The organism is Pontibacter sp. CAU 1760 (assembly GCF_054482735.1).
The window spans coordinates 205,196-227,556 of the sequence record NZ_JBTLRL010000004.1; the positions used below are offsets into that span (position 1 = coordinate 205,196).

Here is a 22,361-nt window from a genome sequence, read left to right on the forward strand (position 1 = left end):
TAATATATAAAGATTAGCCAAAAGGTTTTTTTGTATAAGTTAATTATATACCTTTGTGGCTTGTATAGTAGTCTTTGCAAGATAAAACAGATTGATATATTTACGCAATGAGATTAAACACTGAAGCGAAACAAGAAATTTTCGAAAAGCATGGCTTTAGCAAGTCTAAGACTGATACGGGTTCGGCCGAGTCTCAGATTGCGCTTTTCACAACGCGCATCGCAGACCTTACAGAGCACCTGAAAATCCATAAGAAGGATTTCAGCACACGCCTTGGCCTGTTGAAATTAGTAGGTAAGAGAAGAAGACTTCTGAACTACCTCATGAAAAACGATATTGAAAGATACAGAGCAATTATTGCCGAGCTAGGTATCCGTAAATAAGCTTTAGAGTATTAGGGAATTTCTACAAACGGAAATTCCCTAATCTTTTTTAAGCCCCCCCTTCCTTCCTCTATTGCAAGTACCGACAGTGGCCACAATGGGTAGCCCTGTCTTTTTGATGTTAAAGAAAAACTGAAGATGCCTTACAACGCGATCAACAAAACCATTTTGCTTCCGGATGGCCGGGAGATAACAATTGAAACCGGAAAACTTGCCAAGCAGGCCGACGGATCTGTAGTAGTGAAGATGGGAAACACCATGCTGCTTGCTGCCGTTGTTTCAAACAAAGAAGCCCGCGAAGGAGTAGACTTCCTGCCACTTTCTGTGGACTACCAGGAGAAGTTTGCTTCCTCAGGAAAAATCCCTGGAGGATTCCTGCGCAGAGAAGCCAGACTTTCTGACTATGAAGTACTCGTGTCTCGCCTTGTAGACCGTATTTTGCGTCCGATCTTCCCGTCTGACTACCATTCTGAGACCCAAATGACGATCAACCTGATCTCTGCTGACACAGAGATCATGCCGGATGCACTTGCTGCATTGGCGGCTTCTGCAGCTTTGGCTGTATCTGATATCCCTTTCAATGGCCCAATCTCTGAGGTGCGTGTTGCACGTATCGATGGAAAATTGGTGATCAACCCTAACGTTTCTGACTTGAAGCGCGCTGACATCGACCTGATGGTAGGTGCCTCTATCGACAGCGTGGCGATGGTGGAAGGCGAAATGAACGAAGTGTCGGAAGAGGAGATGCTGGAAGCTATCCAGTATGCCCACGACGCTATCAAAGTGCAGTGCCAGGCGCAGTTGGAGTTAGCTGAGATGGTTGGCAAAACCGTGAAGCGCGAGTACTCGCACGAGACACATGATGATGAACTTCGTCAGCGTGTATTTGAAGCTACTTACGAGAAGACTTACGAAGTTGCCAAGCGTGGTAGCGCAAACAAATCAGATCGCAAAGAAGGTTTCGCTTCTGTGCTGGCAGAGTTTGTTTCTTCGTTGCCGGAAGATCATGCCTACGACATGGGGCTGATCAAGACTTACTTCCACGATGTAGAGAAAGAGGCCGTTCGTAACATGATCCTGAATGACCGTGTTCGTCTGGATGGCCGTCAACTGGACGAAATCCGTCCGATCTGGTCTGAAGTAAACTACCTGCCTGCAACACACGGTTCTGCTGTCTTTACCCGTGGTGAAACTCAGTCACTGACTACGGTTACCTTAGGTACCAAGCTGGACGAGCAAATGATCGACAGCGCGATGGTTTCTGGCACTAGCAAATTCTTATTACACTATAACTTCCCGGCCTTCTCTACCGGCGAGGTAAGACCAAACAGAGGCCCAGGCCGACGTGAGGTAGGACACGGTAACCTGGCGCTTCGTGCGCTGAAGAAGGTGCTTCCTGCTGAAGACCAGAATCCATATACCATCCGTATCGTTTCTGATATACTCGAATCAAACGGCTCTTCTTCTATGGCGACGGTATGTGCCGGCAGCCTTGCCCTGATGGATGCCGGTATACCGGTGAAAGGTGCCGTTTCAGGTATCGCGATGGGTCTGATCACGGATGAGAAGTCTGGCAAGTTCGCCGTTCTTTCTGACATCCTGGGTGATGAAGACCACTTGGGAGATATGGACTTCAAGGTGGCCGGAACAAAAGCCGGTATCACAGCCTGCCAGATGGACATCAAAGTGCAAGGTTTGTCGCATGAAGTACTGAGCCAGGCCTTAGCGCAGGCAAATGCAGGGCGACTGCACATCCTGAACGAGATGGCGAAAACCATCGAAGCCCCTAACGCTGACTACAAGCCGCATACCCCTCGCTCGTTCAACATCGTGATCGACAAGGAGTTTATTGGTGCGGTAATCGGACCAGGCGGTAAGGTAATCCAGCAGATCCAGAAGGATACAGGAGCCACGATCATCATTGAGGAGAAGAATGAGAAGGGCCATGTAAATATCTTCGCAAACAACCAGGATGCCATGGACAGCGCGGTTTCTAAGATCCGGGCTATTGTGGCCATGCCGGAAGTTGGCGAGGTTTACATCGGTAAGGTGAAGTCTATCCAGCCTTATGGTGCCTTCGTTGAGTTTATGGCAGGTAAAGATGGCTTGTTGCACATTTCAGAGATCAAGCACGAGCGATTGGAGACAATGGACGGCGTGCTGGAGATTGGCGAAGAAGTGAAAGTGAAGCTGATTGACGTTGACAAAAAGACAGGTAAGTTCAAGCTGTCTCGCAAGGCTATCCTACCAAAGCCAGGTGCTCCTGAACAAATTTAGTAGTATCTAATCAGAGAATAGAACTCTTGATGCCTTGCTTTGGTTATTAGCTTGGTGTCAAGAGTTTCTTTGGTCACACCATTCAGGCAGCTTGCTTCTAATATTAAGTTGTCAGAACTTTGTGTGATTTTCTGATGTTAGGGCACCAGGTCAATTTTTAATAATTTATATTTTTTTGTAATAACAAAATACTCTGATGAGACAACTCAAGATAAGCAAACAGATCACAAACCGCGAAAGCCAGTCGCTTGACAAGTATTTACAAGAGATTGGTAAAGTCGATTTGCTTACTCCAGATGAAGAGGTGTCGCTGGCACAGAGAATTAAAGAGGGAGATCAGTTTGCACTTGAGAAGTTAACCAAAGCCAACCTTCGATTTGTGGTGTCTGTAGCGAAGCAGTACCAGAACCAGGGCCTTTCGCTTGGAGACTTGATTAACGAGGGTAATCTTGGTTTGATCAAAGCCGCGAAGCGTTTCGACGAAACAAGGGGTTTCAAGTTCATCTCATATGCAGTATGGTGGATCCGTCAGTCAATTCTTCAGGCTTTGGCAGAACAGTCGCGTATTGTGCGTCTTCCCCTGAACCGTGTCGGATCACTTAATAAAATATCAAAATCGTTCTCAGAGCTTGAGCAGAAGTTTGAGCGTGAGCCTTCTCCGGAAGAAATTGCCGAGGTGTTAGAGCTAACTACTGCCGAGGTAGTGGATACGCTTAAAATCTCTGGCCGCCACGTGTCTGTAGATGCTCCGTTTGTGCAGGGCGAGGAAAACCGTTTATTAGACGTACTTGAGAACGACGACGAAGAGTCGCCGGACATGGGATTGATGAACGATTCCCTCCGCAAAGAGGTACAGCGTGCGCTTTCTACGTTAACGAAGCGCGAAGCCGACGTAATTACCCTCTATTTTGGTTTGAACGGTGAGCATTCTTTGACCCTTGAGGAAATTGGGGAGAAGTTTAACCTGACACGTGAGCGTGTGCGCCAGATTAAGGAAAAAGCGATCAGAAGACTTCGCCATACCTCCAGAAGCAAGGCTCTGAAGCCTTACCTGGGTTAAGCGCCATTTAATAGAATTATAGCCCCGGCCAAACAGCCGGGGCTTTTCTTTTGTAATACCACTTTAGACGCATTTTGCGCTGCCAATGCAGGCATCCGCTTAGAAATTTTGTATGTTTGCAACCTGATTTTATTGAAACACACTAGTAATGGAAATAGAAAAAGTCAAATGCCTTATCATTGGTTCTGGTCCTGCTGGGTACACGGCGGCAATTTATGCATCCAGAGCCGGTCTTACCCCTGTATTATACCAGGGTTTGCAACCCGGTGGCCAGTTAACCATCACTAACGATGTAGAGAACTATCCCGGTTATCCTCAGGGTATTAACGGACCGCAGATGATGGAGGACTTTAAGGCCCAGGCGGAGCGTTTCGGAACGGATGTACGTTACGGAATTGCCACGGCCGTTGATTTTTCATCAAAACCACACAAAGTGACGATTGATGACCAGAAGGTAATAGAGGCCCATACCGTAATTATCTCGACAGGCGCCTCAGCAAAATGGCTTGGATTAGAGTCGGAGGCCCGACTGAATGGCAGCGGGGTTTCTGCCTGTGCAGTTTGTGACGGCTTTTTCTACCGCGGGCAGGAGGTAGCTATTGTTGGCGCCGGTGATACGGCAGCTGAGGAGGCGACTTACCTGGCAAACCTTTGCAAGAAAGTATACATGATTGTGCGCCGTGAAGAAATGCGCGCCTCTACCATCATGCAGGAACGTGTAAAGAACACGCCGAATATCGAGATTCTCTGGAATTCTGTGACGGATGAGATATTAGGGCAGCATGCTGTGGAAGGCGTCCGGGTGAAGAACGTAGTGACGGGCGAAAATTGTGAGATTGCAGTATCCGGTTTCTTTGTGGCGATTGGACACAAGCCTAATTCAGACATTTTCACGGATTACCTGAACATGGATGAAAACGGTTATATCCGCACCATCCCAGGCTCTTCAAAGACTAATGTGGATGGGGTTTTTGCTTGTGGCGATGTGCAGGATTTCACCTATCGGCAGGCCGTAACTGCTGCTGGGTCGGGCTGCATGGCAGCTTTGGATGCTGAGCGTTATTTAGCGGCCCAAAATTTGCACTGATTTTTTGGACCTTGAATGCTTCATGAATTGAGTCTAAGCGACTTTGCTTGCAGCACATTATAATAAATTGGCTCATTAGCAGTTTGAATGGAAATTCAATGCTAAAAATATACTGAGCCACGCAAATCAACCGAATGTATAAGTTAAAAGCCCTTTTCTCAATTGTACTCTTTTCCTGCGCTGTGCTTGGCATCAGCAAGGAGGGAGTGGCACAGGGCAAGTCTAAGGATCTGTTTAAGGTGAAGACGCCGAAGATAGATTTTGTGCGCCCGGACACAACGATTCTCATCAAGTACGAGGATTTTCCTGATGAGGGCTCTGATGCAGATGCTTCTATCTTCTTCAACCCGAAAAAAGAGCTTTCTATTGTAAGTGAGGATACGTCGGAGCTTGACTTGGGCGAGCAGCACATCGTAGAAATGTCTGAAGAGGTCCTGGTTGACTCAAGCTGGATCAAGATAGCGGGCTATTACTCTATCTGGGATACCCATAACCTTAATCCATACCGGATGGATAGCCGACAGTTGAAAGACACGGTTGATATTAAGCTATACGATCTGAAAAGCAACCGGAAGTATGATATGCCTTTGGAGAAGACACCCATCACGAGTCACTTTGGTGCGCGTGGCTCTCGTTGGCACTATGGTACAGACATCGATCTGGACACAGGCGACCCTATTGTGGCTGCTTTCGACGGCGTCGTGCGTATAAATAAATGGGATGGCGGCGGTTATGGCAATTACATTGTGGTGCGCCATTATAATGGTCTAGAAACCCTTTACGGGCACATGAGCAAAACGATTGCCGAACCAGGGCAATATGTAAAAGCTGGTGAGCTTATAGGGCTAGGTGGTAGCACAGGGCGCAGCTCTGGTCCACACTTGCATTATGAGGTGCGCTATCAGGGAAACCCACTTGACCCGGAAAACATTTATGACTTTCCGGACTACTTGCTCAAGGGAGATAATTTTCAGATCACTTCCGCCTTATTCAATTATTCAAACCGTTCCAGAATCGGCACAACAGCTGGCAGACGCGCCACCTATCACAAAATCAGAAGCGGAGACACCTTATCCGGCATCTCCAAGAAGTATGGCGTTCCGGTGAGTCAACTGGCTAAACTCAATGGCATGAGCACACGCAGCACGCTTAGAGTTGGAAAATCGCTTCGCATCAGGTAAATAGTAGCATAAAATGAAATTAGACATATTGGCTTTTGCCTCACACCCCGATGACATTGAGCTCGGTTGTGCAGGAACTTTGATTAGCCACATAGCCGCAGGAAAGACCGTCGGGATCATAGACCTGACGAAAGGAGAGCTTGGCACCCGCGGTACAGCTGAGGTGCGTTTGCAGGAAGCGGATGCTGCGGCGAAGGTAATGGGTGCCCTTGTGCGCGAGAACCTGGGCATGGCAGATGGTTATTTTAAGAACGACCAAGCACACCAGTTGCTCGTGATTGAGATGATCCGAAAGTATCGCCCGGAGATTGTGCTTGCCAATGCCTTACATGACCGACACCCGGATCATGGGCGCGGGTCCGAACTTGTAACGGAGGCTTGCTTTAAAGCGGGACTGAGGATGATTGAGTCGATCGACCAGCATGGGCTAACCCAGGAGCCTTGGCGACCGAAGGCAGTATATCATTACATTCAGGACCGTTTGATCACACCAAGCTTTGTAGTGGATGTCACACCTTTCTGGGAGCAGAAAATGGAAACCATCCGTGCTTTTAAGTCTCAGTTTCACAATCCGGACGACACCTCTCCAAACACCTATATCTCCTCGCCAGAATTTCTGGACTTTGTGGATGCCAGGGCACGTGAACTGGGTCACGCCATTGGAGTAAAGTATGGCGAAGGCTTTACGGCCGACCGTATGGTAGGAGTGCGCAGTATGTTTGATATGATTTAAACATTCAGGAACACCACTATTAACAGAAAAGGCGCTGATACATCAGCGCCTTTTCTGTTTAAATAGATGGCTTTCAGGTTCGGTTTATGCGCCAGTTGGTAGCCTTCTTTGCTTGGCTTTGGCCCGGCGCCTCTACTAATGTGGCCTTCTTGCTTTGCATTAGCATACCAGCTAAAGCTACTGCTATTTCCTCTTCGGCTTCCGTGGCTTTATGCTGCAGCATATCCGGAGTGAAATACCGATCTATGAACTTGGTGTCGAAGTTGCCACTCACAAAGGCCTCATGCTGTAATACATAAGTGCCAAAGGGTAATGTGGTTTCGATGCCTGTGATCTGGTATTCTGCGATGGCACGCAGCATTTTATCAATAGCTTCCCGGCGATCTTTGCCAAATGTCACCAGCTTTGCAATCATCGGGTCGTAATAGATCGGAATTTCCATACCTTGCTCAAACCCGTCATCTACCCGTACCCCTAGGCCTTGTGGGCGTTTGTAGGTTTCGAGGCGACCAATGTCTGGCAGAAAGTTGTTAGCCGGGTCTTCTGCATAAACCCGTAGCTCTAGCGCATGGCCGTTTATTGTCAGGTCTTCCTGCGCAAAACTGAGCGGCTGGCCCGCAGCTATTTTGATCTGCTCCTTTACCAGGTCCAGGCCCGTGATCTGCTCGGTTACCGGGTGCTCTACCTGCAGGCGCGTGTTCATTTCCAGGAAATAAAAGTTCAGGTTTTCATCCAACAGAAACTCTACCGTTCCGGCTCCCACGTAGTCGCAGGCTTTGGCCACGTTCACGGCGCACTGCCCCATTTCGGCCCGAAGAGCAGGAGTGAGGACAGCGGAAGGGGCCTCCTCGATTACTTTTTGGTGCCGGCGCTGAATGGAGCATTCTCTTTCAAAAAGGTGCACAATGTTCCCGTGTTTATCGCCCAGCACCTGAATCTCGATGTGGCGTGGCGAGCCAATGTACTTCTCAATGAAAACAGAACCGTCACCGAAGGCCGAAGTCGCTTCGCTCACCGCCATCTTCATTTGCTGCTCAAACACATCCACGCTTTCCACCACGCGCATTCCTTTCCCGCCGCCGCCAGCACTCGCCTTGATGAGGATAGGGAAGCCGACCTCAGAGGCGATCTGCTTGGCTGCCTCCACATTCGTGATAGCTTCTTCGGTGCCCGGCACCATAGGGATGTTATACTTGGCTACTGCTGCTTTAGCCGCCAGTTTACTGCCCATCAGCTCAATGGCTTCGGGAGAGGGGCCTATAAAAATGATACCGGCATCAGTCGCCTGTTGCGCAAACTTGGCGTTTTCAGATAAAAAGCCATACCCCGGGTGAATGGCATCAATATTCAGTCGCTTACAAACGTCAATGATTACATCGCCCCGAAGGTAAGACTCGCTGGACTTTGGGCCACCCACACATACGGCCTCATCTGCAAACCGCACATGCAGGGCATTCCGATCGGCCTCGCTGTACACAGCAACCGTGCTGATACCCATTTCCTTAGCAGTGCGCATCACACGCAAGGCAATTTCACCTCTGTTGGCAACCAATATCTTTTTTATTTCTCTCATGCAGCAGCTACATTTTGTTTTACTTCAAAGAAAAGCTATTCGGCCGAAACTAAAAAATACGGCATGTAAAAAGCTTGGCAGTAAAAATATAGTAATTGTATATGAATCTAATAAACCCTAACTTTGTTCGTCCTTGCATTGCGCATTATTGATAGTTTCTGAATGGGTAATGCTTGTGTTGCAATTGAAATAATCTCGATAACCAAATTATTATACAAGTGGATTTATTTGAAAAGTTGTTGACCAACAGAGGTCCATTAGGCAGCCACTCACATTATGCACACGGCTATTTCACGTTTCCAAAGCTGGAGGGTGAGATTGCGCCTCGCATGACGTTCAGAGGCAAAGAGGTGCTTACCTGGAGCCTTAACAACTACCTGGGACTGGCTAACCATCCTGAGGTTCGGAAGGCTGACGCAGACGCAGCAGCAGAGTGGGGTATGGCCTATCCAATGGGTGCCCGCATTATGTCTGGCAACTCCAGCTTGCATGAGCAGTTGGAGTCTGAACTGGCTGAGTTTGTTCAGAAGCCCGATGCCATGTTGCTCAACTTCGGTTATCAGGGAGTAGTATCGATTATAGATGCCTTGGTTGACCGCCACGACGTGATCGTTTACGATGCGGAGTCACACGCCTGTATCATCGACGGCGTTAGATTGCATCAGGGCAAGCGGTTTGTGTATGCCCACAACGATATGGAGAGCCTGGAGAAGCAGTTGGAGCGTGCCACACGCTGGACTGAAAACACAGGTGGTGCCATTTTGGTGATTACGGAAGGTGTGTTTGGTATGTCTGGTAACCTGGGTAGCCTGAAAGAAGTAGTTGACCTGAAAGAGAAATTCAATTTCCGCCTGTTTGTAGACGATGCGCACGGTTTCGGAACGATGGGTACTACAGGCGCTGGAACTGGAGAGTACCTCAACTGCCAGGATGGTATAGATGTATACTTCTCTACGTTCGCCAAGTCTATGGCCAGTATCGGTGCCTTTGTGGCATCTAACGAGCAAGTAGTAGAGTACCTGCGCTACAACATGCGTTCCCAGATTTTCGCGAAGTCGCTTCCGATGCCCATTACAGTAGGTGCCCTTAAGCGTTTAGAGTTACTCCGCAAAAATCCTGAGCTCAAGGACAAGTTATGGGAGGTAGTAAATGCCCTGCAGACAGGCCTTCGCGAGAAAGGCTTTAACATCGGCACTACACAGTCTCCGGTAACGCCTGTGTTCCTGAATGGTCAGATTCCGGACGCAACCCAACTGACACTGGACCTGCGTGAGAACTACAGCATTTTCTGCTCTATCGTGGTTTACCCGGTGGTTCCTAAGGATGTGATCATGCTGCGCTTGATTCCGACTGCGGCTCACTCATTGGAAGATGTTGCGGAAACAATCGCTGCATTTGAGAAAATTGCACAAAAGCTAGACAAAGGTTTGTATTCAAGCCCTGCAGTTACCGCTTAAAGGGCTGTAAAGGCTTATATTAAAATTTCTTAATTTTTGCTTGTTTTCATTAAATGTGTATATTAGAGCTATCAAATCAAATGTTTCACATAATCAATAGCTCAAATGAACAACAACTTCAGCAAACTAAAGGACCTAGTAATGTCGCTTGAAGGCGACTTCGAAAAGTTCTACGATAAGGGAAATTCAGCTGCAGGTACTCGCGTACGTAAAGGCATGCAGGATCTGAAAAATATGGCTCAGGACATCCGTAAGGAAGTTCAGGACATGAAAAACAGCGCTGAAAGCACTAAGTAATTCAAACTCAAGCAGAGTTATCATAAAAAAAGGTGGCCATATAGCCACCTTTTTTTATGATATGTAACTGATTAACAGTTAGTTAACGCTAATCAGGAAGTAATTCTTCTTTCCCTTCTGCACTACCAGGTACTTTTGCTGAAGCAATTCATAACTCAAAGCTTCCTCGGTACTCGCTACTTTCTGGCGGTTGATGCTCACCCCTCCGTTCTTAATCATTCGCTTCGCCTCGCCCTTCGACTCAAAAATCTGGCCTCCGCTTACCTCAGACAACAAATCTGAAACAGTGGCAGCTTCCTGGTATTGCTGCCGGGTAACCTCGATGTGCGGCACTCCCTCGAATACTGATAGCAACATATCCTCCCGAAGGCCCTTTAGCGTCTCTAAATCGCCTTTTCCAAATAAAATTTCAGAGGCTTCGACAGCTGCCAGGTAGTCCTCTTCGGAGTGCACCCTAATTGTAACATCTTTAGCCAGGGCTTTTTGCAAGGCGCGCTGGTGCGGTGCCTGCTGATGCTCTTCTACCAGCTGTGCAATCTCTTGCTGCGGCAGTAAAGTGTATACTTTGATTAGCTTTTCTGCCTCCTCATCAGCCAAGTTCAACCAGAACTGGTAGAATTTATACGGCGAGGTCATGTTCGGGTCGAGCCACACGTTGCCGCCTTCCGATTTTCCGAATTTCGTGCCGTCTGCTTTTGTAACCAGTTTGCCAACCAGGGCATAAGCCTTGCCACCTTCCATACGTCGGATCAGCTCAGTACCCGTGGTAATGTTACCCCACTGGTCCGATGCACCCATCTGAAGCTTCAGCCCTTTGTTTTTATACAGATGGTAAAAGTCGTAGCCCTGGATGAGCTGGTAAGCAAACTCCGTGTAGGAGAGACCCTCGGCACGTTCGCCTTCCTCGTCGGCGCTGATGCGCTTTTTCACCGAGTCCTTGCTCATCATATAATTTACGGTGATGTGCTTGCCCACCTCACGCAGAAAGTCCAGGAAGTTAAAGTCCTTGAACCAATCGTAATTGTTGACCATCTCGGCAGCATTGGCGCCACAGTCAAAGTCCAGGAATTTCTCTAATTGCGCTCTGATGCCTTCCTGGTTTTCCCGCAGCACATCCTCCGAAAGCAGGTTGCGCTCGGCAGATTTACCCGATGGGTCACCAATCATACCGGTTGCACCGCCAATCAGGGCAAACGGCTTATGGCCCGCCCGCTGCAGGTGAACCAAAAGCATAATAGTAGCCAGGTTGCCAATGTGCAATGACTTCGCTGTTGGGTCGAACCCGATATACCCGGAAACCATCTCAGTGGTCAATAATTCGTCGGTACCTGGCATGAAATCATGGAGCATGCCCCTCCATTTTAACTCATCAATAAGGTTCATGTATGCTTATTCGTCTGTTTAAGGCAAATATATAAAAGAGTTGGCACAAGCTTACCGGAAACACGCAGGAACCGCGCGTGAATTTATAGCCTGTTACGTGCCTTGGTAATTTAACTAGGGGATGGAATTAGTGCCGGCTTCTCTTCTTTTTTGATGGCATAGCTTTAAATTTGTAGTTCCTTGCATATCCATCTACCCTAAGCTAACACCCCTGGTTCATGTCACATACTCCCGAAGGCATCCTCGAGCAACTTAAAAACAGGCAGTTTGCCCCTGTATATTTTTTGCAGGGCGAAGAACCCTATTACATCGATCTGATCTCGGATTACATTGAAACGAATGCCTTGCAGGAACATGAAAAGGGTTTCAACCAGATGGTGATTTATGGGAAGGATGTAGATATAGCGACCGTTTTGCTCCAGGCGAAGCGCTTCCCGATGATGTCTGAGCGCTCGGTGGTCATCGTGAAAGAAGCGCAAAGCATCCAAGATATAGAGAAGGAGGAAGGGATGAAGCAGTTAGAGGCTTACCTAAACCACCCCTTGCCTTCAACCATACTGGTGTTCTGCTACAAGCACAAAACCCTGGATGGGCGCAAGAGCCTGGCCAAGGCTATCGGAAAGCAGGCAGTGGTAATGACCACCAAAAAGCTTTATGATAACCAAATAGGTGCCTGGGTCACGAATTACCTGAAGCAGAAAAAGGTAAAGTCATCGCCTCAGGCAGTAGTGCTGCTAAGCGAGTACATCGGTGCCGACCTTTCCCGGCTCTCCAACGAAATTGATAAGCTGTTGCTTAACCTGAAGCCGGGTGCCACCCTGGATGAGCAGGCCGTGCAGGAGAATGTCGGCATCAGCAAGGAGTACAATATCTTCGAGCTGCAATCGGCCCTGATTACCCGCGACAGCCTGAAAGCGCATCGCATTATACACTACTTTGAGGCTAACCCCAAAAACAACCCGCTCATCCCGAACCTGACCCTGCTTTTCTCCTTCTTCACCAAACTGCTAAGTCTCCATACCGCTGCCGACAAGTCGGAGGCAGGGATGCGCAAAAGCCTGGGCAACAGGGGGTTTTTGGTGAAGGAGTATATGCAGGCGCTTCGCGTGTTTCCCTTAACCCGCTGTGTAGACATTATTCACTATGTACGGGTAGCAGACCTGCAGGTAAAGGGCATAACGGGGGGCGATATGTCCGATGCGGCCATTCTGCGCGAACTCGTGTTCAAAATCTTGCATCCGGTGCCGCGCAGGCTGGCTTCATAAATCAATGATTTTTTCTAATGCACACAATATTACTAAGGCTTTCGGCATTATATAGGAGCTGCATAATATTTGTGAAACCAGAGGGCGAAGAAATTCATTTTCTGGGCTGCTGCTAAGCAAATTTTGTTAACTTTGAATGAGGCGGCTTTGCTAACCGGCAAGCGCCACAAAGACATAGAGAAGCCTGTTTTTTCTGTAGAATCAAATTATTTGAAAGCCTTTCAAGGCAATTGGAATATATATGAAGATAGCGTACAAATTAGCACTTGCATCGGTACTGGTCGGAGGCTCCCATGTGGTGGTTGCACAGCACACGCAGGTTTTTAAAAACGAAGAAAGGTTCTACCATGAGGGTATGGAACTGTTTGATCGGGCTAAGTATGGCGCTGCGCAGGAGGCGTTCCGCAAATACATCGAGGTGAAGGACAACGATGCCAAGACCGCTGACGCGCAATACTATTACGCGCTTAGCGGCCTCTACCTCATGCACCCTGACGCAGAGCAGCTGATCCTCAATTTTGCGCACAAGTACCCGTCGCACCCTAAAACAGCCCTGGCCAACTATGAGCTCGGCCTCTATTACTTTGAGCAAAAGGATTATAAAAAGGCCATTGAATTACTTAAGGTAGCGCCGACACATCTGCTTGGCATCAAACAGAATAAAGAACTCGAGTTCAAGCTGGGCTACTCATATTTTGCCACGAAGGATTTTGACAACGCCAAAGTATATTTCGACAAGAACAAGACTACGGGCTTCCGTGAAGACGAGCATCGCTTCGCGTATGCCTCTAACTATTATGCCGGTTACATCTCGTACCGCAAAGGGGATTACGCTGCTGCCAAAACGGATCTGAAGATCGCGGAGAAGAACGAGGCGTACGCGAGCATTGTGCCTTACATGGTCACGGAGATCCTCTACAAGGAGAATGACATATACGAAGTGATCCGTTACGGAGAAGCCGCTTTGGCCCGAAAGCCGGATGTGCAGCAACGTGAGGAGATTGCCTTGTTAGTAGGCGACGCTTACTACCAGAAGGCCGATTACAAAACAGCAGAGAAGTATTTTAACCAGTATGCCGAGGGAAAGCGCTCGCTAGAGCCGACTGTGCAGTATAAAATTGCCTTCACGGATTACAAGAATAACAACTATAAAAACGCGATTGCCAATTTCAAGGAGATCGCGCTTAAGAAAGACGCGTTAGGGCAAAGCGCAGCCTATTACCTTGGCCTGAGTTACCTAAAGGATGACAACAAGCAGTTTGCCTTAACAGCTTTTGACCAAGCCAGAAAGAACGACAAGGATAAAGACGTGACAGAGGCCGCCACGCTGAAGTATGCGCAGGTGAGCTATGAGCTCGGCAACTTCCGGGAGGTAATCAACGCGTTGGCTGAGTTTAACGACAAGTACCCGAACTCGGAGCAGGGCGAGGAAGCTGACAAATTGATGAGTGAAGCTTACTTCGGCTCTAACAATTATGCAGATGCGATTCGCCATATCGAAAGTCTGCCGACCAAAAGCTGGCGCATCCTGCAAACATACCAGCGCGTGACTTACTACCATGCGGTTAACCTGTTTAATGACGCTAAATTCCCGCAGGCGGTGCAAATGCTGGACAAGTCGCTGCAGTATCCTTATGACAAGGAAGTGACTTCGGCCAGTCATTTTGTAAAGGGGGAGGCTTACTCCATCGGGCAACGCTACCCTGATGCGATCAACAGCTACGCTGCGGTATTCAGGACAGCCCCTAATGCCAAAGAGGACTATTATACTAAATCGCGTTACGGTATAGGCTATGCCTATTTCAACACCAAAGAGTATGACAAAGCACTCACGCATTTCAAAGCCTATCTGAGCGCCATTGAGCCGAGCAACCCAAATTACAACGATGCGACCGTACGCTTGGCAGATACATACTATGTAAGCAAAAACTACGCGGAGGCGCTGAAGCTTTACGAAAGAGTAATTTCTACCAGTTCCCCGGACCGTGATTATGCGCTGTTTCAGAAAGGGGTGGTGCTGAGCATCAACAACCGAAATGACAAAGCGAAAGAGGCGCTGCAGGAGTTGGTCAACAAGTTCCCGAAGTCGCGCTACCTGGATGATGCTTACTACCAGCTGGCAGTGATTGATTATGAGGCCGGTAATTACAATGCCGCTGTGTCCGGGTTCACCACACTGATCAACACGATGCCGGAAAGCAAGCTTATTCCGAACGCCCTGCAAAAGCGTGGTACGGCCTATGCAAACCTGCGCAAGAATGACCTGGCCATTGCAGACCAGAAGCGGGTTTTGGAGGAGTACCCTTCCGCCAAAGTGGCCAGTGGTGCGCTTTATAGCCTGCAGGAGGTGCTAGGCACTGAGAACAGAAGCAGTGAGTTTGATCCCTACCTGGATAAGTTTAAGTCTGCTAACCCGGAGAGTAGTGCTCTTGAAAGCATTGAATACGAAGCAGCCAAGACCCTGTATTTCAGCCAGAAATACGAACAGGCAATTCCTAAGTTTGAATCGTACCTGAAAGGGTATCCTAACTCCAAGTTCACCGCGGATGCCCGCTACTTCCTGGCAGATTCATACCTCCGCCAGCGCAACATGCAGGAGGGATTGCCGCGCATGAAGCAAGTCATCACTGAAAACCGCTCAGAATACGTGAACCGTGCCATACAGCGTGTGGCGGATCTTGAGTTTGAAGCGAAGAACTACCCCGAGGCGATCAAGTACTTCGGTCGCTTGCGCGACTTGGCCTCGAACCGCAAAGAGCAGCAGACGGCCCTGATCGGGTTGATGCAGAGCTATTTCTTAACCAACGATTATACCTCTTCGAAACGTGCGGCGAACGAATTGATCAGCCAGGGTAATGCCTCACTGAATTCATATAATATCGCCCTTCTTTTCAGAGCCAAGTCCACGCTGGCGCAGGGCAACATGGAGCAGGCAATGAAGGAGCTGCGCGAAACGGTAGAATCTGCGGCAGATGTGAATGGAGCGGAAGCACAATACCTGGTTGCCCAAACGCTTTACAATCAGAAGAAATACAAGGAGTCACTGGAGGTTGCTTTTGATTTCAACAAGAAGTACTCGAGCTACGACTTGTGGCTTGGCCGAACATTCTTGTTGATCGCTGATAACTATGCAGCCCAGAACGAGATGTTCCAGGCTAAGGCAACGCTCAACTCCATCATTGAAAATGCGACCATCCCGGAAATTGTACAGGAGGCCAAGCAAAAGCTGGCGCAGTTTGAAGGCAAGAAGCCAGCCACAGTCCCTGCGCAGCAACAGACGCAGAAGCAACAGTTGGCGCCAAATACAGGGAATGCCGCGCCAGCCAGCGACTCCTTAAATACACCTTTACCAGCTGATTCAACAGGTCAGGAATAGAAAGTAGACATCAATCAGCCATTTGTTTAGAACAGGATCATTCGTATCATGAAAAATAAATTAAAACTAGCCTCTTTAGCCATTGTCATGAGTGTCGGGTATAGCTACCTGAACACAGCGCAAGCACAAACTCAGGGCTGGGGCGAGGGTGCCAGGCTAGAGGACGCAGAGGTTGTGGTAGAAAAGAACCGTGTGATTGAGTTGCCGCAAGCTGCCCGGAATTTTGAGAAGTTCCGCATCAAGCCCCCTGTGTCAGAAGACCGTAATGTGCGCTACCGTTTTGTAGACTATCGGTTGCCGGAACAAGATATCAGCCTGCAGATGAAGGTGCTTACCATCAAGCAAGACGAGCTGACCAAGCTGTACGGCAATTACCTGAAAGCCGGAGTGGGGAATTACGCGACACTTTACTTAAAGGGATACTTCCATAACAAGCGCAGCGAAACTGCTGACTATGGGGCCTCCGTGAGCCACATCGGTTCTGCCCGCGGCCCCGTGGACAAGAGCAATTCTGCGGTAGCCAATTCCGCTATCAACCTGCACGGCGAGCGTTATCTCAAAGACCTGACGGTTGGCGGCAACCTGGAGTACGGCCGCGATAAGTACTTTTTCTATGGGTATGAACCCGCCTTGGAAGGGAACCAGCAGGTAGAGAGGGATTCTATCAAACAGGTGTTCAATCGCGTCTCTGCGACCGGTTTTCTGCATAACCACAGCACCAACGCACCGCTCCAGTACAAAGCCGATGTACAGTACCGTTTCCTGAACGATCGGTACGACTTGAGTGAGAATAACCTGGCGGTGCGCCTGCGTAGCCAGTATGGCATTGATGAAACTTCGGCATTCCGCGTCAACAGCGACCTTTCCTTCTTGTCACATAAAGACTCGCTCTCTACGAATCGTGGCTTTGTGAAAGTGGATGCCGCTTACGAGCGTCAGATCAATGCTATCCGACTTACCTTGGGGGCGAAGCTGGCCTATACCGGCGATACCGTGAATGATGCCCGCAACTTTAACATCTACCCGATGGTTCGAGTGGGGGTTGAGCCAATTAAGGGTAACTTGTTGTTATACGCAGGTTTAGGGGGTGATCTGGAAAGAGTTACTTTATACCAGCTTACACAGGAGAACCCTTGGCTGGCCCCAAACGCACGAGTGGCTGATATAAACAAAGGCTTAGAGGTATACGGGGGCATGCAGGCGAACATAGCCAATTACGTGCAGTTAAATGCCCGTGTGGCATACCAGAATTACCGCAACCTTTACTTTTATAACAACTCAATAAGTGACCCGGCCAAGTTCGACCTTGTTTATGATGATGGGGTAACCAATGTTTTGAATTTTTATACCGAAGCTTCCTTCAATTACTCGGATGAGATACGGCTCGGTGTAAAGGCTGATTATAACCGCTATAACACAGCTTCCTTAGAGCAGCCCTTCCATCGCCCTGAGCTGATGGCGAGTGTTTACGGCACCTACAACTTCTACGACAAGATTCTCTTTAATTCAGAACTTTACTATATTGTAAGTTCATTTGGCCGGATCACGCAACAGGACGGAACCACCGTGCTGCGTGAGACAGATAACATAGTGGACTTGAATATTAAGGCGGACTATCGCTTTACAAACAATTTCACAGTATTTTTGATGGCCAACAACCTGTTTGGGCAGAAGTACGAAAGGTTCGTGAACTACCCAGGCAAGAGCCTTAACCTGATTGGAGGAGTAACATATTCATTCTAAGCGTATGGTAGAGAAGCACATCAAGACTTTGCTCTATGACCATGACTGTGTCATTATCCCCGATTTCGGGGGCCTGATCACGCGTTATGTGTCGGCTAAGATCAACCCGGTGAAGCATGCTTTTGCTCCACCCTCTAAAAAAGTTGCTTTCAACGAGAAGCTGGTTTTGAACGATGGGTTGCTGATCAGCACGATTGCTTACCATAACAACATTACAAGGGAAGAAGCGCAGCAGTTGGTTGCCTCCTTTGTGCACCAGGCAAGACACAGCCTGAATGAGCATAATCGCTTTGAACTGCAGGGGATCGGTTTGTTCCGGTATAGCCCTGAGCGACGGCTAGAGTTTGAATATGTAGAAGAGGATAATTTGCTGGATGCTAGCTTCGGGTTACCTGAGTTAACCGCGCGCCCAGCGCGTGTGGAGGAACCTGCTGTGCTGCGTACCCTGATCAAGGAACGCCAGCAGGAGCATGCCGCACAGAAGCAACCGTTCAAGAAACGCTTGAAGCGTGCCTATAATTTGGCGGCAAGTTTAGCCCTAGTGGGCCTGGCAGGTACAGCGCTCTATTTTCTGTCTTTGCAGAGAGATTATGACATCAGTAGCTTGAACCCTGTTTCATTCATCAACGCTACTTATACCGTTAGTGGAACTCCAACTTACAGCCGCTATGCCTCAGACTATGTGCCGTTTACGGCAGATCAGCGCCAGGAAAGCTATGCTGCTATTCTGCCAGTTGCACCAATTGAAGTGGAAGAAGCTAGTATGGATGAACCGGAACTTTTGAAAGAGGAAATTGCTGTTGATAGTGCCCGTGTTCCTTTAGCTAACGCGGCGGAACTGATTGTTGAGCAAGAGACTATAACAGCGCCTACCAAGGTTGCGGCGGTAAAAAAAGCTGAGCCTGTAAAAGAAATTGAGCAGCCTGCTACTACAATCAACGACAAAACCGGACGTTCTTATATCATTATCGGGGGGTACTCCACGACGCAAAATGCTGAGTCGCGCCGGGATGCAGTGCGGCAGGAAGGCCATCAGGCTAAAGTGCTGCTACCTGGCCCAAATAGCAAGCTATACCGGGTATCAGTAGCCGACTTCAATACACCGGAGGAAGCAAAAGCAGCACTCAAAAATTACAGTAAATCATTCGGAGAAACAATTTGGGTTTTTAATAATTAACATGACCTCACTCTTATTACAAATCACCACTACCGCAGTTGACACAACTGCTACTTTAGCTGAGGGTGCCGAAGCCTCACAAGAGTCTGTACGGCTTATTGATCTGGCCCTTGCTGGTGGCTGGGCGATGATACCATTGGCGCTGTTGTCGCTTGCCGCGATCTACATTTTCGTAGAGAGGTTCCTTACCCTGAAGAAAGCCGCTAAAAACCCGGAGGGCTTTAACGAGCGCATCAAGAAGATGGTACTTGCCGGTGATATTAACGGAGCCAAAATGCTTTGCGCCCAGACAAACACCCCTGTGTCGCATATGCTGGAGAAAGGCCTGACACGTATCGGTAACCCTCTTAAAAACATTGAGACGTCTATCGAAAACGTGGGTAAAATCGAGATCAGCCGCCTGGAGAAAAACCTTTCTGCCTTAGCAACAATTGCCGGTGCGGCCCCCATGCTCGGTTTCCTTGGTACGGTAACAGGTATGATCGGTGCCTTCATCGCGATTGCGCAGGCAGAAGGCTCTGTTAGCCCGAAGTTGCTGTCGAGCGGTATTTACGAGGCCATGGTTACGACGGCCACAGGTCTGATTATTGGTTTGCCAGCCTATGTAGGGTATAATTACCTGGTGTCTAAGATCGACAGCATCGTGCATGCCATGGAATATTCTTCGATCGAGTTCCTTGATCTCTTACAAGAACCACAACTTTAACAATGAATCTTCGCTCTAAAAACAGGACCAATGCCGAGTTCAGCATGTCTTCCATGACGGACATCATCTTCCTGTTGCTGATATTCTTCATGCTTACCTCTAACTTCGTGACGCCATCGGGTTTGCCGGTGAGCTTACCGAGTAGCAAGACCTCTGATATTGTGATGCAGAAGATCAGCGTGACGATTACAGAGGACTTACAGTATTACTTGAACGATAAGCCGGTGGCGCTGGAAGACATCGAGCCACAACTGACGGCTTTGTTGCGAGGAACAGAAGAAGGAGCCGTGGTGTTACATGTAGACAAGAGCGTACCGGTAGAGCACCTGGTGAAAGTAGCCGGCATCGCCAAGAACCTGAATGCAAGTGTAACGCTGGCCACGGTGCCAACTGAATAAGATCTGAATTATGGCAATTGCCCAAGCTCATTCTCAGGAAGAAGAAAAGAACAAGCGTGTTGCAGCTGGTGTTAGCATCGGGATGCACGTGCTGCTTGTGCTCTTTCTGATCTATATGCTGGCCTGGCGCGCCCCTGACCCTCCGGCACCAGAGTATGGTATAGAACTCAATTTTGGTATGGATGCTGTCGGGAGCGGTGAGGTGCAGACGCAGGCTAGCCCTAATGTCTCTAAAAACACAGAAGACAGCAAACCCGCACCCACGCAACCCGACCCGCTTCCCGATCCACAGCCTGTAGCCAAGCCTACACCGCCATCGCCCCCTCAGCCCGTCGAAACACCGAAGGTGACGACGACAACCGCCGATGCGCCTGTTTCGGTGAAAGAAGTGGTGAAGCCACAGCCAAAACCTCAACCTACTAAAGAGGAGATGAAGCCGCAGCCTAAAGCTGAGCCGAAAGAGGAAGTAGTGAAAAAAGAGCCTGAGAAGCCCAAGTCGCTTTACCCGGGCAAGCCTACCAACAGCACCGGAACAGGCAAGAACGGCTCTTCTGACAACCCTACCGGCAATAACAACGGCGACGATGACGGCGCTGTGGGTGACAAAGGGGATCCCAAGGGCAAAGTGGATGCAAAGTCCCTTTACGGCAAGGCCGGAGGAGGAGCGGGCGGTTCCCTTAACATGCCAGGATGGCGTTATGATATTGAGCCGCGCAAAGACCCCTACAGCAACGAAACCGGCCTTGTGAAATTCTCTATCCGCATCGATGGTGACGGAAACCTGACCGGTGTGACTGTATTGGAAAGCAATGTGTCGCCCCAGGTAGTGGCGTGGTATAAAGAGCAGTTACAGAAAACCACCTTTAGCCGCACGGGCTCCGGTTCTTCAGGCGATGGTGCCTCTGGCGTGGTTGTATTTAGAATTACCTCTCGCTAACAGCGAGGGCTTGTACCAGATTGAATTTTTATGACTTATCAAGAGTGCCTTGATTATCTATACCAGCAATTGCCGATGTACCAACGCATCGGCAATGCTGCTTTTAAGAAGAGCCTAGATAACATTATTGCCCTGTGCGATGCGCTAGGCAACCCGCAGCACAAATTCAAATCCATCCATGTTGCCGGAACAAATGGTAAAGGCAGCAGCTCGCACATGCTGGCGGCAGTGCTGCAGGAGTCCGGTTATAAAACGGGGCTCTACACCTCGCCTCACCTGAAATCATTCACAGAGCGGGTACGCGTGAATGGGTTAGAACTGCCGGAAGACTACCTGATTGATTTTGTAGAGCAGCATAAGACCCTTTTCGAGCGCGTACAGCCTTCTTTTTTCGAGATGACGGTGGCGCTCGCTTTCGCTTATTTTGCGGATGAGCAGGTTGACATTGCCGTAATTGAGGTAGGCCTGGGTGGCCGCCTGGACTCTACTAACATCATTCATCCCGAGCTTTGCCTTATCACTAATATTGGGTATGACCACCAGGCCTTGCTTGGGTCCACGATCAGCGCCATCGCCTCTGAGAAAGCCGGTATAATCAAGACAGGTATACCTGTAGTGATTAGTACGCGACAACTTGAGGCTCAGGAGGTTTTTGAGGCCAAAGCACAGGAGGTGGAAGCCCCCATCTATTTTGCCCCAGATCATTTCCGGATAGAAGTAACAGAGGCAACACTCGAGCGGCAGGTGATGCAGGTATACCATCAGGAGAAATCATTTTTGCCAGGTTTGGAAATAGACCTTGCGGGCAACTACCAAAAATACAATGTGCCGGGTGTATTACAGGCCTTGGTGTTATTGCATGAGCAGGGTTATAGCATCTCACATACCTCGGTGCGAAGCGGTTTGGCCCAGGCAAGGAGATTAACAGGCTTGAAGGGGCGTTGGCAAGTAGTAGATAGATCACCTTTAACCATTTGCGACACAGGGCATAACCAAGACGGCATTAAGCAAATACTTAAGCAGTTGGATAGTTTGGCCCCGAGGCAGGTGCATATGGTGTTTGGCGCTGTCAACGATAAAGACATCACAGATATCCTCCAACTATTGCCACCAACCTATTGCTATTACTTTTGCCAGGCCAGCATCCCCCGTGCCCTGCCAGTTACCGAATTACTCGCAAAAGCGCAGGAAACCGGTTTGAGTGGGGAAGGGTATGACACCGTGGCAGCGGCTATTGCTGCAGCCAAAGCAAATGCTGCCCCAGATGAGGTTATTTTTATTGGGGGCAGTACCTTTGTAGTTGCTGAGATAGAGGATTTATAATATAA

Annotated in this window: 18 protein-coding genes; 16 read left to right on the forward strand and 2 right to left on the reverse strand. The window is 48.8% G+C overall.

Translation table 11 applies throughout. The features are described from left to right. Nucleotides 1–107: 107 nt before the first annotated feature. The 6 genes from rpsO to bshB1 all read left to right on the forward strand — a co-directional run bounded on the left by rpsO (nucleotide 108) and on the right by bshB1 (nucleotide 6,721). Complete coding sequence (rpsO, locus tag ACXYMU_RS07510; protein ID WP_458985749.1) at nucleotides 108–383, forward strand: 30S ribosomal protein S15; 276 nt, start codon at nucleotides 108–110, stop codon at nucleotides 381–383. A 138-nt stretch (nucleotides 384–521) separates the two neighbouring features. Continuing rightward, on the forward strand, nucleotides 522–2,660 hold the full coding sequence (gene pnp, locus ACXYMU_RS07515; RefSeq protein ID WP_458985750.1) for a polyribonucleotide nucleotidyltransferase: 2,139 nt from the start codon (nucleotides 522–524) through the stop codon (nucleotides 2,658–2,660). 196 nt (nucleotides 2,661–2,856) lie between these two features. Continuing rightward, a complete protein-coding gene (locus ACXYMU_RS07520; protein WP_241639034.1) occupies nucleotides 2,857–3,720 on the forward strand; it encodes a sigma-70 family RNA polymerase sigma factor in 864 nt (287 codons plus the stop codon). Nucleotides 3,721–3,868: 148 nt separating this feature from the next. Continuing rightward, entirely contained in the window at nucleotides 3,869–4,807 is a 939-nt protein-coding gene (gene trxB, locus ACXYMU_RS07525; protein WP_458985751.1) for a thioredoxin-disulfide reductase, read from the forward strand. Nucleotides 4,808–4,941: 134 nt separating this feature from the next. Then, nucleotides 4,942–5,988, forward strand: a complete 1,047-nt coding sequence (locus tag ACXYMU_RS07530; protein WP_458985752.1) for a peptidoglycan DD-metalloendopeptidase family protein — start codon at nucleotides 4,942–4,944, stop codon at nucleotides 5,986–5,988. Between the two features lie 13 nt (nucleotides 5,989–6,001). Beyond that, the gene (bshB1, locus tag ACXYMU_RS07535; protein ID WP_458985753.1) at nucleotides 6,002–6,721 is read left to right on the forward strand and encodes a bacillithiol biosynthesis deacetylase BshB1; all 720 of its coding nucleotides are present in this window, start codon (nucleotides 6,002–6,004) and stop codon (nucleotides 6,719–6,721) included. 73 nt (nucleotides 6,722–6,794) lie between these two features. Here the strand turns inward: bshB1 and accC are convergent, their stop codons facing one another. Then, nucleotides 6,795–8,294 (reverse strand): acetyl-CoA carboxylase biotin carboxylase subunit, encoded by a 1,500-nt coding sequence (gene accC, locus ACXYMU_RS07540; protein ID WP_458985754.1) that lies wholly within the window; start codon nucleotides 8,292–8,294, stop codon nucleotides 6,795–6,797. 218 nt (nucleotides 8,295–8,512) lie between these two features. Here accC and ACXYMU_RS07545 point away from each other — a divergent pair, with 218 nt between their 5' ends. Both ACXYMU_RS07545 and ACXYMU_RS07550 read left to right on the forward strand, forming a co-directional pair. Beyond that, a complete protein-coding gene (locus ACXYMU_RS07545; protein ID WP_458985755.1) occupies nucleotides 8,513–9,751 on the forward strand; it encodes an aminotransferase class I/II-fold pyridoxal phosphate-dependent enzyme in 1,239 nt (412 codons plus the stop codon). 105 nt (nucleotides 9,752–9,856) lie between these two features. Further along, a complete protein-coding gene (locus tag ACXYMU_RS07550; protein ID WP_458985756.1) occupies nucleotides 9,857–10,048 on the forward strand; it encodes a histone H1 in 192 nt (63 codons plus the stop codon). 78 nt (nucleotides 10,049–10,126) lie between these two features. Here ACXYMU_RS07550 and tyrS read toward each other — a convergent pair whose 3' ends face one another. Continuing rightward, entirely contained in the window at nucleotides 10,127–11,431 is a 1,305-nt protein-coding gene (gene tyrS / locus ACXYMU_RS07555; RefSeq protein ID WP_458985757.1) for a tyrosine--tRNA ligase, read from the reverse strand. 218 nt (nucleotides 11,432–11,649) lie between these two features. On the opposite strand from tyrS, the gene holA reads away from it, so the two are divergent. The 8 genes from holA (at nucleotide 11,650) to ACXYMU_RS07595 (ending at nucleotide 22,356) form a co-directional block, all read left to right on the forward strand. Then, nucleotides 11,650–12,696 (forward strand): DNA polymerase III subunit delta, encoded by a 1,047-nt coding sequence (gene holA, locus ACXYMU_RS07560; protein WP_458985758.1) that lies wholly within the window; start codon nucleotides 11,650–11,652, stop codon nucleotides 12,694–12,696. Nucleotides 12,697–12,937: 241 nt separating this feature from the next. Continuing rightward, nucleotides 12,938–16,072, forward strand: a complete 3,135-nt coding sequence (locus tag ACXYMU_RS07565; RefSeq protein WP_458985759.1) for a tetratricopeptide repeat protein — start codon at nucleotides 12,938–12,940, stop codon at nucleotides 16,070–16,072. A 48-nt stretch (nucleotides 16,073–16,120) separates the two neighbouring features. After that, nucleotides 16,121–17,815, forward strand: a complete 1,695-nt coding sequence (locus ACXYMU_RS07570; protein WP_458985760.1) for a TonB-dependent receptor — start codon at nucleotides 16,121–16,123, stop codon at nucleotides 17,813–17,815. Between the two features lie 4 nt (nucleotides 17,816–17,819). Continuing rightward, complete coding sequence (locus ACXYMU_RS07575) at nucleotides 17,820–18,992, forward strand: HU domain-containing protein (protein ID WP_458985761.1); 1,173 nt, start codon at nucleotides 17,820–17,822, stop codon at nucleotides 18,990–18,992. A 1-nt stretch (nucleotide 18,993) separates the two neighbouring features. Next, a complete protein-coding gene (locus ACXYMU_RS07580) occupies nucleotides 18,994–19,698 on the forward strand; it encodes a MotA/TolQ/ExbB proton channel family protein (RefSeq protein WP_458985762.1) in 705 nt (234 codons plus the stop codon). Nucleotides 19,699–19,700: 2 nt separating this feature from the next. Continuing rightward, a complete protein-coding gene (locus tag ACXYMU_RS07585; RefSeq protein WP_458985763.1) occupies nucleotides 19,701–20,096 on the forward strand; it encodes an ExbD/TolR family protein in 396 nt (131 codons plus the stop codon). Between the two features lie 10 nt (nucleotides 20,097–20,106). Beyond that, nucleotides 20,107–21,033 carry a hypothetical protein gene (locus tag ACXYMU_RS07590; RefSeq protein WP_458985764.1) on the forward strand — a complete coding sequence of 309 codons (927 nt, stop codon included), beginning with the start codon at nucleotides 20,107–20,109 and terminating at the stop codon, nucleotides 21,031–21,033. A 30-nt stretch (nucleotides 21,034–21,063) separates the two neighbouring features. Further along, the gene (locus tag ACXYMU_RS07595; RefSeq protein ID WP_458985765.1) at nucleotides 21,064–22,356 is read left to right on the forward strand and encodes a bifunctional folylpolyglutamate synthase/dihydrofolate synthase; all 1,293 of its coding nucleotides are present in this window, start codon (nucleotides 21,064–21,066) and stop codon (nucleotides 22,354–22,356) included. The last annotated feature ends 5 nt before the right edge of the window (nucleotides 22,357–22,361 follow it).